The sequence below is a fragment of the Desulfomonile tiedjei genome (genome assembly GCA_016212925.1).
Classification (GTDB): domain Bacteria; phylum Desulfobacterota; class Desulfomonilia; order Desulfomonilales; family Desulfomonilaceae; genus JACRDF01.
The window spans coordinates 67,451-82,095 of record JACRDF010000010.1 but is presented as its reverse complement, the minus strand read 5'-3'; the positions used below and the strand labels follow the sequence as shown (position 1 = coordinate 82,095).

General features: G+C 48.5%; 17 protein-coding genes. 5 read left to right on the top strand and 12 right to left on the bottom strand.

The genetic code is table 11. The features are described from left to right. Positions 1 to 4 precede the first annotated feature (4 nt). The 3 genes from HY913_04395 to HY913_04385 form a co-directional block, all read right to left on the bottom strand. Positions 5 to 889 carry a hypothetical protein gene (locus HY913_04395; GenBank protein MBI4962494.1) on the bottom strand — a complete coding sequence of 295 codons (885 nt, stop codon included), beginning with the start codon at positions 887 to 889 and terminating at the stop codon, positions 5 to 7. A gap of 18 nt (positions 890 to 907) precedes the next feature. Next, positions 908 to 1,492 (bottom strand): hypothetical protein, encoded by a 585-nt coding sequence (locus HY913_04390; protein ID MBI4962493.1) that lies wholly within the window; start codon positions 1,490 to 1,492, stop codon positions 908 to 910. A 228-nt stretch (positions 1,493 to 1,720) separates the two neighbouring features. Beyond that, positions 1,721 to 2,602 carry a restriction endonuclease gene (locus HY913_04385; protein MBI4962492.1) on the bottom strand — a complete coding sequence of 294 codons (882 nt, stop codon included), beginning with the start codon at positions 2,600 to 2,602 and terminating at the stop codon, positions 1,721 to 1,723. Between the two features lie 222 nt (positions 2,603 to 2,824). Between HY913_04385 and HY913_04380 the strand changes: the two genes are divergently transcribed. Together HY913_04380 and HY913_04375 are read left to right on the top strand one after the other, a co-directional pair. Continuing rightward, positions 2,825 to 3,553 carry a hypothetical protein gene (locus tag HY913_04380; protein MBI4962491.1) on the top strand — a complete coding sequence of 243 codons (729 nt, stop codon included), beginning with the start codon at positions 2,825 to 2,827 and terminating at the stop codon, positions 3,551 to 3,553. Between the two features lie 38 nt (positions 3,554 to 3,591). Beyond that, positions 3,592 to 5,034 carry a toll/interleukin-1 receptor domain-containing protein gene (locus HY913_04375; GenBank protein ID MBI4962490.1) on the top strand — a complete coding sequence of 481 codons (1,443 nt, stop codon included), beginning with the start codon at positions 3,592 to 3,594 and terminating at the stop codon, positions 5,032 to 5,034. A 101-nt stretch (positions 5,035 to 5,135) separates the two neighbouring features. On the opposite strand, the gene HY913_04370 is transcribed toward HY913_04375, so the two are convergent. From HY913_04370 to HY913_04330, 9 genes are all read right to left on the bottom strand, one after another. Next, the gene (locus HY913_04370; GenBank protein ID MBI4962489.1) at positions 5,136 to 5,762 is read right to left on the bottom strand and encodes a hypothetical protein; all 627 of its coding nucleotides are present in this window, start codon (positions 5,760 to 5,762) and stop codon (positions 5,136 to 5,138) included. Between the two features lie 147 nt (positions 5,763 to 5,909). Beyond that, on the bottom strand, positions 5,910 to 6,863 hold the full coding sequence (locus HY913_04365) for a hypothetical protein (protein ID MBI4962488.1): 954 nt from the start codon (positions 6,861 to 6,863) through the stop codon (positions 5,910 to 5,912). A 27-nt stretch (positions 6,864 to 6,890) separates the two neighbouring features. After that, entirely contained in the window at positions 6,891 to 7,706 is an 816-nt protein-coding gene (locus HY913_04360) for a hypothetical protein (protein ID MBI4962487.1), read from the bottom strand. A gap of 72 nt (positions 7,707 to 7,778) precedes the next feature. Further along, positions 7,779 to 8,009, bottom strand: coding sequence for a hypothetical protein (locus HY913_04355; protein ID MBI4962486.1), 231 nt, complete (start codon positions 8,007 to 8,009; stop codon positions 7,779 to 7,781). A gap of 74 nt (positions 8,010 to 8,083) precedes the next feature. Beyond that, positions 8,084 to 8,755: an ankyrin repeat domain-containing protein gene (locus HY913_04350; GenBank protein ID MBI4962485.1), complete on the bottom strand. Its 672-nt coding sequence runs from the start codon at positions 8,753 to 8,755 to the stop codon at positions 8,084 to 8,086. A 63-nt stretch (positions 8,756 to 8,818) separates the two neighbouring features. Beyond that, positions 8,819 to 9,076: a hypothetical protein gene (locus tag HY913_04345; GenBank protein MBI4962484.1), complete on the bottom strand. Its 258-nt coding sequence runs from the start codon at positions 9,074 to 9,076 to the stop codon at positions 8,819 to 8,821. Positions 9,077 to 9,800: 724 nt separating this feature from the next. Continuing rightward, the gene (locus HY913_04340; GenBank protein MBI4962483.1) at positions 9,801 to 10,130 is read right to left on the bottom strand and encodes a hypothetical protein; all 330 of its coding nucleotides are present in this window, start codon (positions 10,128 to 10,130) and stop codon (positions 9,801 to 9,803) included. 417 nt (positions 10,131 to 10,547) lie between these two features. Continuing rightward, positions 10,548 to 11,255: a recombinase family protein gene (locus tag HY913_04335; GenBank protein MBI4962482.1), complete on the bottom strand. Its 708-nt coding sequence runs from the start codon at positions 11,253 to 11,255 to the stop codon at positions 10,548 to 10,550. 145 nt (positions 11,256 to 11,400) lie between these two features. Further along, a complete protein-coding gene (locus tag HY913_04330; GenBank protein MBI4962481.1) occupies positions 11,401 to 11,622 on the bottom strand; it encodes a hypothetical protein in 222 nt (73 codons plus the stop codon). Between the two features lie 774 nt (positions 11,623 to 12,396). Between HY913_04330 and HY913_04325 the strand changes: the two genes are divergently transcribed. Genes HY913_04325 through HY913_04315 form a run of 3 tightly spaced genes read left to right on the top strand, consistent with a single transcriptional unit; the run spans position 12,397 to position 14,635 of the window. Continuing rightward, entirely contained in the window at positions 12,397 to 12,744 is a 348-nt protein-coding gene (locus tag HY913_04325; protein MBI4962480.1) for a hypothetical protein, read from the top strand. Beyond that, positions 12,737 to 13,477 (top strand): hypothetical protein, encoded by a 741-nt coding sequence (locus HY913_04320; GenBank protein ID MBI4962479.1) that lies wholly within the window; start codon positions 12,737 to 12,739, stop codon positions 13,475 to 13,477. The genes HY913_04325 and HY913_04320 overlap by 8 nt, the downstream gene beginning before the upstream one ends. 51 nt (positions 13,478 to 13,528) lie before the next feature. Beyond that, positions 13,529 to 14,635 (top strand): nucleotide-binding protein, encoded by a 1,107-nt coding sequence (locus HY913_04315; protein ID MBI4962478.1) that lies wholly within the window; start codon positions 13,529 to 13,531, stop codon positions 14,633 to 14,635. Positions 14,636 to 14,645 lie beyond the last annotated feature (10 nt).

Below are 14,645 nucleotides of genomic sequence, written 5' to 3'. Positions count from 1 at the left end.
TTATTTAGGATGCTTTCTTGACGGAAAAGAGGGTACCGAACTTGCTCTTGCTATCAGTCTTGATCGCAACGTCCTCATCAGGAGACGGAGCGCAAGATGGAGTATGTGCAAGCGCCTCAGTCTTTTCAGTAAGCTGAGAAAGGTTACTTTCTAACTCTCCAAGTTTCTGAGCGAGTTCAGTTATGGTGTCAGTGAGATCAGTTTCAGTCTTCTCAACTTCAACAGTTGCAGGCTTTTCAGCCTCTGCTTTAGCCAGTGTTTCGTTGACAGTATCAACAATAAAGGTTTTCAATTCGTCTTTAGACTCGAACATGGTATCAATTCCTCCACGGGGGGATATTTCATTCAATTTGGCTAGAACCTCATTTTTGAGCGCCTGTATTTCGGTGATTACGCCGGTGATAGGATCAGGTGTGTCGATCTTGGCGCTGTCCTGGAGGTTGGTATCAGTGGGGATTGTAGGAACGTCTTGCTTGTCTTTGATCTCTCCCAACACGACCTGAGCGCCGGTCTCTGCTATGGGCTTAAGGATAAAGGCTTGTTCTTTGAAGTCAGATTCGTCCTTTTGTGTGTATCTAATAGTCGTCTCAAATTTCTCTGCTTTTTCTGTCTTGATGCCATCAAACTCGGCATCGCCTAAAAGGTTCCTGAGTTCCTCAATATCCATCCCAGACAGATCGTTTAGGATTGCATCAGCATTATCGAGGGGCAAAATTATTGCGTGTACACGTTGACCTGCCATATCTAAGGCTCCTGCTGTCTCAGTTTTAATTGAGGTGTAAGGTCTCCAGTTGGCCCCGTGAGCGACCATACTAATGAACTGAACGTCTGCGCTGGAGAGGATGCCGACTGTACCAAGTGCTTCTTCGGACTCAATTTTGATGGGCAAACTTACGCCTCTGAGGTACTAATTAGTGTCCAGGATCAAGCGGTGAGCGTGATCCCAAGTGATTTCTGTTGCTGTAGTTCGTGACACAAAGTGTCTGTGGTTGAGGGCTTCGTTGGTATATGTAGGCTCTACACTGGCTTGTTCGTTAAAGACCAGAGTGACTGTGTGGTCATGAGTGGGGAGAGGACCACCTGCCGAGGGTTCAGTGGTGCCACTGCCTCGGACGGGTTGGGACAGGGAGACAACGGCGTCTGAACGATTGACAAGACCATAGAAGGAGAAGCCGTTCAGTTCGCCTTTCTTGACTGAGTCCCATATTGAGTCATCAAACACTTTGACCCCTATGACCCATTCTCCAGGCTCAAAGTCGGGGTCTCCTTGTCGGGCAATAAAGGATTCAACTATGCGTGTGCCGTTAGATACTAGGTTATGATCTGTATCTATGGCAGAAAGGCGTCCTGAAAGCATAAAGCGGTGTGCCATAGCCTCGATTTCATCTGCTTTCATCATCTCGCCCTGCGTATCCACGAGCATGGGGGCGTAGACAGAGCCGTAGATAATGCGCTTCTCATCTGACTTAATTACGATTTTTGAGTGAGGCATATTTACTAATTGGTGAACAGTGTTAATTGTGAATCTGTGTGGTTAATTGGAATTCAAAAAGAGAGACATGGAGCGGTTATTGTTTGTTTCAGAATTAGATAGTGGTATTAGGAGGTTAGCGCGGGAGGCGGGTTAAGTGGGCGGGAATACTGGTGACATGGGATGTGGGCACTGTTAGTCTGGGAATAGCGGTGCGGAGATTGTTAGCGAGCCATTGGTCACTTGGCACTACTTTCTACTGACCTGATACTGCCGAAGCCAGCGAACAATGTCCGAGTGGCCCTTCAACGTCAGACGCCATTTGTAAGAAAGCTGTTTAGCCTCTGCATGTCGAGTAAAAGACGAAGTCGTCGCCAACATGCCACAAGTGGCACGGGTGTCATCAATTACATGGAGCAGTTCTCTTACTGCCGCGACACCTACTTTCCTGTGCTTTGCAAATCTCTTGGCCTGAACGAGCATCATTTGCGATTCGTCCATTGAATGCCTAATAGCGATTATGTCAATGCCGTTGTCCGCACCCACAGGCGTCAGTGTCACCTCCCACCCCTTTTCCTTAAGAAGTTCTGCCAGGAGTTCCTCAAAGAAACGGTCAGACACGCTATACAGCTCGGCACTGTGTACCGCTAAATGGGTTATGACCTCCACGTTAATAGGCTCTATGCGGACAAGTTCGACTCCGCGTGCGCCACGCCGAGCAGGGTTCAAGAACAAGATATTAAGAAAAACGTCGGCCAACTGGTCAAGGGAAAAAGGCTTGTTGATGAACACTGGATCCGTCCTAAGTTGGATTCGACGTAGCCTGAGCTGATGATAAAATGAATCTGGGGTTATTCCACCAGAACTCACCACGACCGGAATGACAGAACCAATCTGTTGGAGATGTGACAGCACCGCAAACCCGTCCGGGTCAGGCATTTGCACATTGAAAACGAAGATTATGTCCTTACCCTGCACATCCGTACTGCGGAATTCGCGGTTCGTCACCAGGCGAACAGCAATGCCGAATGGATCAGCGGTGAGGCTTTCAAGCCATTCCTTGACCACGTCGCCGATAAGATCTTCCTCGCCGACTTCGATTATGAAGAGGGCATTTTTCTTGAATATCATGTAATTCGGCGATGCTCCTTAAAGCTTGGAAATAACAGGTGGTGAACATGCCTCCTCGTCTCAGTTGGAGTGGCATATATTAACCCCGAGTACGTAACTCTTGTCAAGCAGAACCTGTCCTATAGAAAAGCCAGTTTAATGAAGCCAAGAGCGATATTGGGCTTTGTGATGTGAAGGTTTGATGTGTCTAGACAAATCACATCCAGGCGAAATTGATTGCATTTGTCCGAAGAAGATGTTACCCAGATCTACAACCTTAATGCACCGAGGGGAACTATGAAAAAGCCAGCGGCACAGGACAAAGCTCTTAGTCTGTACCTAAAGTCTAAGGGCAAGATAACGAACAAGGACCTTGCCACTAAGGTTAAGGTGAACCCAATTACTGTGGGGAAGTGGAAAAAGGACGGGGACTGGGAGGCAAAACTGAAAGAACAAGACTCTGCTTCTGTGCCTGCTAAGGCACGCAAGACTCCTGCTAAGGTTGAGACACCTAAACCTGCCAAAACTGCAAGAAAGGCACCTGCTAAGGCAGAGGCTCCCAAACCCTCTCCTTCACGCCGAAGTGCCAGAGGACCTCGGGCGTTACGTAAACCAGAGGTGTTCAACAAAGCACTCACTATGTTTGTGGAGAGTGGAGGCAAGATCACGAACACCGTGCTTGCAGAGGCGACTGGCGTGACTCTCGCGACCGTTGCGAAGTGGAAGAAGATGCCTCAGTGGGTTGTGGCAGATTTGCCACAAGCAGCAGTAAAGGAGACGACACCCTCCCCTGTCGTGGAGCCTTCGGTTGCTCCTGTCACGACGGTCGATCTGAGGCGGGTCTTGGAGAATTTGTCTGGCCTGAACCAGACAATAGAGCATCAGATAATGAGTCTTGTAGAGACTAAGGCTCAAGTGCTCCTAGGTATTCAGCAGTGTCAGATGGTCCTTAAGCAGATGAAGGGGGAATGACTAAGTTTGCTAACTGATGGAGGGGAGGGGCAAGTATCATGGCAGATCCTAAATTGTTCGTGTCATATAGCTGGAGTTCCCCTGACCATGAAGCATGGGTTTTGCGATTGTCAACGGAGCTTCGTGAGTCGGGCGTGGACGTGATCTTGGACAAGTGGGATCTCAAAGAAGGGCAGGACACCTATGCCTTCATGGAAAAAATGGTCACTGACCCGGACGTCCAAAAGGTGGTAATGGTTTGCGACAAGCTTTATGCTGAAAAGGCCGACGTGAGGAGGGGCGGGGTAGGAACTGAAACACAGATAATATCGAAAGAGGTTTATGATAAAGCCGATCAGACCAAATTCGTAGCCTTGCTGCTTGAAGTAGACGAAGAAGGAAAACCATATCTTCCTATATATTACAAATCACGCAGATATATTGATTTCCACAATGCCGAACAATACTCGGAGAGCTTTGAAGAACTCCTCAGATGGGTATATGATCAGCCTTTGCACGTAAAACCAGAACTCGGGACAAAGCCATCTTTTCTGGACCGGCCCGACATGGTGTCCTTAGGTACGTCCGTTAAATTCAAGCGAGCCCTGGACGCCATCACCACTGGAAAACCATATGCATCGGGTGCCTTGAGCGAATATTTTGAATCTACGGCGAGTGCCCTGGAGAAATTGAGGATAACAGACACACAGGGCAATATTGACGATAAGGTGGTAGAGAGCATTGAACTTTTCATTCCCCACAGGAACGAGATAGCACAGATTTTTCTTACCCTTGCCCGCTATGAAAACAGCAAAGAGTCCATTCCTCTGGTTCACGCCTTTTTCGAGAGTCTGATTCCATATCTCCATCCACCGGCGGGAACCAATCGTTGGGCGGAGCGGGATTATGACAACTTCAAGTTCATTATCCATGAGCTTTTTCTATACTGTATTGCGGCTTTTCTGAAGTATGAACGTTTCGAGACAGTGAAATATCTCGTTGAGAATCTGTATTTGGACGAGGCGGAGCCTGACTACGGCAGGGAGGCCATGACCGGGTTTCCGGTGTTCTGGCAACATTTGGAGTCCTTAGATGAAAGGAATAGGCGTCTCCAGTTGCAACGAGCGTCGCTGCACGCTGATTTTCTGCTCGAAAGAAATGCTGGTTCAGGGATTGACAAGGTCGAACTCATGCAGGCGGACTTTGTCTTGTTGCTCAGGGCTGGATTGGATGTGCTCAGACAGAACGGGGTTCAACTTTGGTGGCCGTCTATTTTACTCTACAAAGTTGGTAAGAGTTCGCCCTTTAGATTGTTTGCTCGATCCGAATCGGCTGCATATTTTAGCAAATTCGGGGCTGTCATAGGAATTGATAACAGGGAAGAGATTGTGCCGCTGCTTGCTGCCTATGAGACTAAGAAGCTAGACCTTCCGCAATGGCGACACATGCCAAGTCGTGTAAAAGAGTGGATGAATTTTGAACGGCTTGCCACTCAGCGGTGAGCGACATTCATGCAGCACCACGAGTATTAGGAGTGACGATATATTCCCTTGCCCCCGACTCCTAAGCCTCTGACTTTCATAAGGCTTGGTTAAGTGATACTTCAATCTTGCGCCTTTATTAGTTGATCAATGAAGAATCGGTCTTTTTCCATCCGAACAAAAATAACAGATGTTGATACCAGTGCATAATACAAGGCGAAAAGGCTGCCGAAAAAGGTTATAGATTCCGTATTGACGTAAGGCCCTAGATACGCACTGACATACAAGTTGTGTTGAGCCTCGTTGAGCACGTACATAAAGAGCATAAAGCAGCCGAACCCTCCTTCAAAGATCATATACTCTTGCAGCCGCATCAAACGTTCAGCATCGGGGTTATCAGACTCCATAATTCTGCGCCGGGACGTTTGTGTCTTGATAGGAGCTACTATGAGTAGCAAACCAAAATATAGGAACCAGGAAGCACCATTCGGGACGTTGAGTATGGAAATGAGGCTCATTGCCACAATCAAACCACTAGTGATCAAAGCCCAACGAGTTGTTTCAGTTTTGAAGCGATTCGTAATAGCAATATAACGGACTATAAATTGAAGGAAAATCAGCATACAGGCAACGAATGCAAACTTCACGTGTAATTCTTCCCACTCTCGGGCATTGGAATAAACGTAAACAAGACTGGCTATGTTCGTGGTTATAGCCATCCCAAGGAACCATTTTGCAATCCAGTTCATGTCCTTCACTCCACTAACCGACATCAATATGTCAACATAACATCCTGCAAGGCTCGATGAAATTTTCGGCACACCATGCCCGTGTCCAATGGCGTGTCTCCGTCCTTATCACCGCCGGGGCACCACCTAAGTTTATGCCAAACCCATTCACGGCTCACAACGGTTATCACCGTAGTACCCAACAATGACCATCTCATACGGCAGGTTCCAGGACAACACGTCGGGATCGTTTGCGGCTTGACCGGCCCGCCACGAGACCAGGGACAGGTTGATCCGCGGCATTCCTAATACCAGCATGCACTGGTCCTTTTTGAGATTTCTAACAGCCTTCTCAGGCTCAGTCCCCGCAACGAAAACCATTCTGCGCTTGCGAGCAATCGTCTCCCCGTCCACCTCTTTCACGTCAGCAAAGACCGTGATGCCATCCTCCAACTCGTGAGTTGGGTCCTCACGGAGCATAATTCTAAACTTCACGTAGTTGTATCCGACACTGCCCATGCGAATGGACGTAGAGTCTCCACCAGGCGTAATACGTGCGCGGACATTCTCGTAGCGCTGAAAAGCGTCTGAGGCGTCCTTGGGTCTAAATCCCGGAATTGGAGCAAACGACGTTCGAGTCTCTATCCCGCCTATTTCTGTTGTGGGGTGAATCTCGAACACGTGGTCCGGGTTGGTGTTCTGAATATCAAGATCCATTCCTGGGAAGAATTGGTCATCGCCCCCGTGCTCGGGCCAGAAACGCCAGACACCTTGAATACGGACGGGTGTGCCGGTGCCCTTCATCTCATTGGCATGCTTCAAAGCCTTCGGCTGAGACGCTGCATTCATCAACTCGGCAACCGTAGGCATCTGAAGTTTCTCAGGCACCCCAGCGATGTGTATGTCACCATCATTGGATGGTTTTGACGGGGACGGTTTTTTGGGTTTATTGTGGGCGAAGTAGATCACGAAGTCGGTATCTATGGTTGCTCGGTTTTTGTAAGTCTCGATGAATTCGTTTGGTAAGGTGAGAACGATGTCTGCGCTTGCAGAGAAAAAGAATGCAAACGCCGCGACAAGAAAGATAGCCGCACTTGTTAGGCGAAACATCTTATGCTTCATGGTTCCCCCCCTTGACTGAATGATCGGTTAGTTATGCTTTTTCTTTTTGGATTTCTTGCGACGTTTCCACCAAGCCCAGACCGCTGTGGCGACCGGGACTAGGACTGCGGCCCACAACCACTGCCAATTTTCCCCCACAAACGAGGTGACTCGGTCGGCCACAGACACTCGGATTTCCAGTTGCCGGTCGAATGTCCTGACAACTAACAAGCGGTTCTGACCACCGACTGCCAGGATAGCCGATAAAGTCAGGTGTAATGCTTGCATTCCTGGTCTAATAGCCTTGACGTCCCATTTCCAGACAGGAGTCTCAAGAGAGCTGATGACCTGTTGCTCAGGGGTCGTGGCCGTGATCTGAAATCCTGGTCCTGTTAAGCGTGCCTCCATGTAATCTGAGACCCGAACTGGATAGCCTTCTTTTTCACCTGCTGCCTTAACATCTCGTTTTAGATCCTCAATTGGTTTGGTGAGGCTTAGCAAAAGCTCTATCTGAGTTGTTTCGTCTAGTTCCATCTGTTTCGGGGTGTTGAAGGCAATCTGTCCCCAGTCCAGTCCTTTGACCATCTCATCCAGAGACTCTATGGACTCAGGACGAACATGGGGCCGAGTTGGAAGGGCGCTATGGAACATTGGGAATGTTGGGAACGTCGGAACTGTGGGGACTGTTGCAGAAATCGTGGGGACTGTCGTGGGGAGCGTTGGGACTGTAGGGGGACGATCCGGTCCAATCTTTGGTGGTTCTTGGCCGCAAGATATCAAGAAGCAACTGAGGAGAACAACAATGCCTATCTCCGCCATGTCGCGCAACAATGACATGCCCGAATGTCTGTCGCGAGTTTCCACTTCTGCAACCCCCTCCTTGGATAACCCGTCATCGTCAACGGTTCAAAAACTGGCTGTCAGAAAATTGGTGATTCACCGTCGAGGCACAGGCGGTTTGCACACGTTGCAAGGTAGATAGCCCGCTCTTACCGCCTCGGCGGGGGTCTTAAACACGACTAAGTTAGCTGCCTTGATACGCTTAGCCCAGACGCAACTCGGATGGTGGTATTTGTTGGATTGTCTTGAGGCCCAGAAATCTGCCATTGCTGATAAAGGCAGAGCCAAGACAAAGATTATGACCAGTGTTACGAGCCGTCGCATCATTCCCCCCGGACGTAAGCTTTTGTGGTTATGAAACGGGAACCCTGTCAAATCTTAATCTATGAGGTGGGGACTTTTCAAGCCTTTTTCTCGGCACCTTTCAATATCTTCAGTATCTGTGCCGCGACGTGTCTGGACTGACAAGGTTCAAGATTGTCAACGACACACTGAATCATCTCAAGGGGAGTTTGAGGCGACAAGCCTGTGCCCCACGGGAACCAGAAAAGCCTTGCCTGAACATCGGCACCGGCCCCCACCAACATCTCTACAATGGTCACTATTCTTGGATCTGCGTCGCTAAACTCACCCATGTCTTCTGACCTAAAGTGGTGGAGGGCGCGCTGCAACGCTGTGTCCCCTGCTATAGCCCCATTAACGTCAGCCCCAAGGTCTATCAGTGCCCTGACAAGTTCAACGTTATAGAAGTGAATGGCCCTTGCAAGCGGGGTGTAACGTTCAAACAAAATATAGGAGTTTGTGTCCCACTCGCTGTCTTCGTCTTGGAAGAGAATGTTAATATCTGCCCCATGCTCCACGAGCCATTCGATAGACCTTAGTTTGTTCTGATCTATTGCCAGGATAAGAAGAAGTCCCTGCTGGTCGTTCAGGTCCATCTTAGGCAGAAGGTGGGACACTGCGCTAAAGTCTTCGCTCTCTACTGCCTCGGCGAGAGCGTCAAATAGTTCGTCTTGCTCGTGAGGATAAAGGATCTTGTAGTTTCTCTTGTTGAGGTCTCTCAGTGAGCCCATTGGCGATGTGTCCTAAGCTGATGGAGTTCGCGACATAGGAATCAGGAATTTATTGCGGGCGACCTACGAAGATGTCTTAAAAGGTTTTTTCAAGATATTGAGTGCATCCTTTTTCAAAATTTTGAGTATATCCCCAAAATTCCATTCTTGGTCAATGTCCTTGTCAAATTCCTTCCTGAGAGCTTCTCCTTTTTGAACAGCCGAGGTGAGTAGCAAGTCAGCCTTCCTGAGCAAATCAGGATGTCCTGTTACGGGTCCTGCGGGCAATAGTTTAGGAGAGACATATCTATCTGGGGGATTTTCCCTCTTCAAGTCAGCCATCCGACTCCGGCATTCCTCAACCTTTGCGTAAAATGAAACCAAACTCTGAACCATTGTGCCAGGGAAATATGTGAGTTTGTCCAGATTGCCGCTAAACATCGCTGTGGGATATTCGCTAGAATAGATCAGCATTTTGTGTAGCTGATGCCCAAGAGACTGAGGGTGCAACCGCCTTTCAGTTATGTCATTCATGCATTTTACACATATATTTCTATGGTGCATCAATCGCAAGGTCACTTCATCGATTTCGCTTTTCAGAATCCTGCGGAATGCCAGATGATTCCGATGCTTCTCAATTTCGCTGCGCACGTGTGAAAGCAAGAAGACCGACACTGCTCCAACTACCGCGCCGACTGCTGCACCGATCACTACTCCAATAATGTGTGTGTACCATGAAGTACCCATAACTCCTCCGTCTGGTAAACTCGTGGATTTCAGATTAGTGTGGATTTATGAGTTTTTCAAGTTGTTTCCGGCAAAATGAAACTCTAACCCGAATCAATATAATTGGCCATTTCTCCGATTCAACAACACGCCGAGAGTGAAAAGATTCTGATGATATGGCTCCTTTCAGTGCTTAGGATATGTGGGCAGCAACACCATCGGCTACACGATGCGCTTACCCACAGACCTTCCAGGGAAGTCGTCCTCGCATGTAGAGTGCCTCTCTAAAGTCCCTGGAGAGCCAACCTGTATATGATGACTATCCTATTTTTTGGCGTTGTCAAGTCATAGGGCTATTTTTTCTTATGTTCCACTCTGCTACCTGCCCACCGGTCTGCTGGACGGGGCTCGACTTTGATTCCGAGCCCCAATTGATATAGGGCCAGAGGAAAAGCAGAGCAGGCAAGCCAATAGTGAAAAGGAGCGACAAGAATAGGTCTGTCCCATTAGATTTCGGAACGGTGGGAGACGTGAGAGCGAAGATACCTGAGAGCAAGAAAACAGACCCCACTACGATCTGAACGATACGCCGTGCTCGCGGAGAATCCATGCAGATCACATAGAGGAACATGGCTCCAACCACCATTAGAAATAGAAAAACTATTATCATGACCCCCTCCTTAGTTAGAGATGCGTTTCTTGGTTTTCCTTTGAACTGCCACACTGGAGATCTGTCATTGCCTTACAACCTACTGAGTGTTGTGAGTGATATAACACCGCGAGGTGGTGAAACCGTTTCACCACCTCTCTCGGTGCCATCTGCTGTGTAGCCCTCGTAATATCTCATGGAGGTTCTTTTCTCATTGGAGCCTGAGTTCAGAGACTCAGGGAATAAAGGGCTGGTTTAGAAATTTTTGGTGGAAATTTTTGAGCCATAGCGTGGCCTTTTAACCAGCCCTCCTCGCCAGGATTTGTGGGACTCAAGTCTCTGGACACCTCGGCTTAACCATTCGCACGCTGTTGGATTCTCTGCTCTATGGGCAGTAACCTCTGTTCAGAGACAGAGTGTGTGGTGTCGTTGACCTGGTTAAGCCACGTTAGCAGTCTGAGTGAGGCTATGAACCAATGCCGTGGACCATCTACCCTCACGAGCACTGACACCCTCAGTCTCCAGAATATTGATGATAGAGTGGATAGTGTGGTCGCCGCGTCTCAACTGTCTCATCCTGTCTATAACCTTCTGCTCCTTGGGTTCAGGCTCCAGACCATAGATCGTTTGACCATTGCTGTTCAGGCCCTTCTCGATCTTTCTGTAGCCATAAGGAGTCCTGCCCCCAGTCTTCTCGCCTTTCTCTCTCTTGCGTTGCAGCGCAGCCTTAGTCCTCTCTCCAATCAACTTGCGCTCCATTTGTGCCAGACTTGCCATTAAGGTGAAGAAAAATTCACCAATCGCACTCTCAGTGTCCAGTTTCTCTGTTATTGAGTGTAGGCCTACTTGCTTACGTTTCATCAACTCTGCCATGTCCAGAGCCTCACGTGTGTTCCTTGCCAAGCGGTCAAGTTTGAAAATGATAACTGCACCAACACTCTTGGTCCTAACCATTTGCAAGACCTTCTGCACTCCAGGTCTGATGTCAATGGACTTGCCACTAATGCCCTCGTCAGCAATTATGTCCACAAGGTCCATATCGTGGAGTTCAGCGTACTGACGTATCTTGTGGGCTTGCATGTCCAGACTCACGCCGTCTCTGACCTGCTCGTCTGTGGAAACTCTTATGTATCCTACCGCTTTCATAACAAGACTCCTTTCGCATTCTTGATCGACAAACCTGGCTTGTCAAGCTGGGTTTTGGAAATTGACATAACTTTTCTTGATCGTCCTATCATAAATAGGAATCATAGTTAGATCGTGCCACGCCTCTCTGAAAGCTGGAGAATAGTCATTTCTGCATATACCGGCTTATTTCGGTCCAACTCTTGACGTGGATCACAACGTCATCGTAGGTGCCGTATATCAACCGTTCCTCCACCTTTGTCTCAATTTGCCAGTATGGCTCTCCACTGTCGTGCCTTACCTCAACCATGCTCCACTCCCTGTCATTCTCGTCCACGATAAGCCCCTCATCCGGTGAGACCCTTTTGACTCTAATTTCCAGTTTCATTGTCTCTGCTCCTTTGGTGTCGTTTTGTGCCAGGTGCCTCTGTTTTGTTTCCTTATGCTATATTATTATGCAGGTTATATGCCATTACCAAGTCTTTTATGTTATTTTAGAGTCCTTTTTGTTGCACTCAAGACTTAGTCAGGACGCTATATGTCGCGTATCGCGCTGTTAGGATATAATACCCAGCTTAATTATTACTCAGGTGTGTACTGAGGTGTGCCTAAAATTTATACGTCTCCATAGGTGTTCTGAATTGTGAGAGTTTTTGGGCACAAAAATGTGACGACTCTGGTCACTGCGCAAGTTTTAAGCTGGGGTGTTGGTAGAAAGTGGCTCTGGTAGCTGGGTCGAGCGCGTTAGGGTACGCGGTGGAGAAGAAAAAATTAAGGAGAGGATGGTGGCGTAAAAGGAGGAGGAGGTCAGGCAGAGGAGGGTCGTGGTGAGGTTTTATAGACTGTACTATCTAATTCATCATCTATGCCGGTATTCTCCATCCACATCTATCTATCTATTATCACGTGTGTTATAAGTAGTCTGACGCAAACACATTTCTTATACATCCTAACCACCTATCGTTTATTCTTGTCGCACGCAGAATTGGAGCCCATGTCCCGCCAGGGATCTGGACTTGAGAAGATGGCTGTACCTTTAGCAATTCTTGAGACGATCTAAAATAATTATTGACCGGGTAGGCTGCGACAAGATACGCTCCAGTACCGAATTCTGGAGGTTGCAGCGGCATAAACAGCCAATCAATCTAACAGGAGAAATCAAATGCCCTCACTGACATGGGAAGAGAGCTTGCAACTTGACAGAGAAAGGGTCCGGTTCGTTGACCAGATTATGTCCAAGCTTGGTTTTAGACACCACAAGGAAGCCGAGTCATATAGCGGACCCTACAAGTTCACTGAAGTGATATTATACTTGCACACTGAGTCCGGTGATGGGGTGGCGGTATCCTTCCCCCGCGAGGATCAGGCGGAACACGGATTTGATATCACCGCCCAAGCCGAATTCAACAACAAGATCACGTCACCCGAATGGAAGTCCTTGCATCAATTCGAGGCGAAGATCGGCTTCTGGATAGAGGATTGCCGCAGACAGGAACGACCTCATGAATAGCGACAACGTAATCAAGCCGCACCTGATTCGTTGGACACCCGGAGTCCGGGAAATGGATGTCTACTTTCAGGAACCGACTCCTGAAAACCTTGACCGGCTTATTCAATTCTTCAAAAAAGACCTGGGCGAGAATAACCTGGCAACAAAACTCCTCGCCGTAACCTTGCCGCTGTTCCTGAAGCTCGAAAGGTTAATTCCGCATCAACTTCTTGGCGATCAAGCAAGACAAGATCCGAAATTCCTGCGAATTGCCCTCTTTGCATTCTGTGGAGAAACCATCAATGGGTGGTCTGACGAGCTGCTAGGACTTTTCGACAATTCATCCCGCCTTCAGGAACTCCTATTCCCTGCCATGAACGACAGGGGGGAAATCCGACCAAAACTAATGAGATGGGAACCGGAAGGACCAGAGCTGGATTCTTACATTGAATCACCCACGAAAGAAAATCTGGACCGTCTGCTCTACTACCTCTCTGAGCAACAGCAGGTTTTTCTAAAGCTCTTTTCAGTTTCGTTTTCCCATCTTGTGAACGTCCAGGATAAAGTCTTCAACTCGGTCGGCAATGAATTCCCTTCTCAGGACATAAAGCAGGCCCGTAAATGCTTTTTCGTCCTCTCCGCTGAGATGAGTAATAAATGGGCCTCAAAGTACGCGGCTCTTTGCACGAATCCGATGCTGGTTTACGAAGGCGTACGCTCCTCATTAGAGAAAGTGATACCGCCCAAGAGTTGATGGGTGGCGCAAGATCAACATGGGTAGTGTCCGAAATGGTGGGAGGCATCCATGTCAGAGCTAATTGACGAACTTCTTCACATAGACTCGGAACTCCGGGACTTCGTTAAAAAGTACAAACGACCGGAGATCGACGAGCCATTGAAGAGACTCACTAAGGCGTGCGAGGAGGTCGGCAAGGCGTGGAGCCGATCGTGGATAGGCTATCAAGCCAATGTCTATTACGCTGATCTCGAACCTCCTCCTCCCGGTGACCATTTTAGTGCTGAATGGGGTTTTGAGAGTAGTAGCGGGGATTGGCATGAGTACGATCATGACGGAGTCCGAAACTTCATACATGAAAAAGCGGGGAACCCGGATCTGAAAGCAGCCCATGATTTGGAGAAAGAAGGGGGGTCCCTTATTGATAATAAACGAAGCGAAATAATCTCAATTCTTGAGACCGTTCTCTCTTTACGACAAGATCCTTTCCTGAACAGCCTGAAAGATGAGGCGGAAGAAAAACGGGTATTCACTGCCTCCGATTTCGTCAAACAACGCAGTCCGAAACAATACATGTCTCGTGACACGCTCGCTATGGGGCAGGGTACATGGGTGCCGCCGCACATAGATGTGTTTGCCGAGGTGTTCTCTATTCAGAACCGAGCGATTGTCTGTCAGCACCTAGCCGATATAGCTAAACGGGCAGCGTCGCACCTGAAGCGGGTTGAGAAAAGCACAAGGCGTTCCGAAATGATTGGCACAAACGTCTTCCTCGGCCACGGTGGCGCTCTTATTTGGAGGGAACTCAAGGACTTTATAGAAGACCGACTGAATCTTCCCTGCGATGAATTCAATCGAGTTCCCATTGCTGGAATAACGAATATTGATCGCCTTGCGGAGATGCTCGATGCCGCAGCTTTCGCATTCCTAGTACTAACAGGAGAGGACGAACAAGCAGATGGGAGATTACATGCTCGTATGAACGTCGTACACGAGGCGGGGCTATTTCAGGGACGACTCGGTTTCAGACGGGCAATAGTCGTTTTCGAAGAAGGTTGCGAGGAATTCTCGAACATTGAGGGGCTGGGGCAGATACGATTCCCAAAAGGGAAAATCAAGTCTGCTTTCGAAGAGGTGCGTCAGGTATTGGAACGCGAAGGATTGATCGCAAGCTAATTGGAAGGGG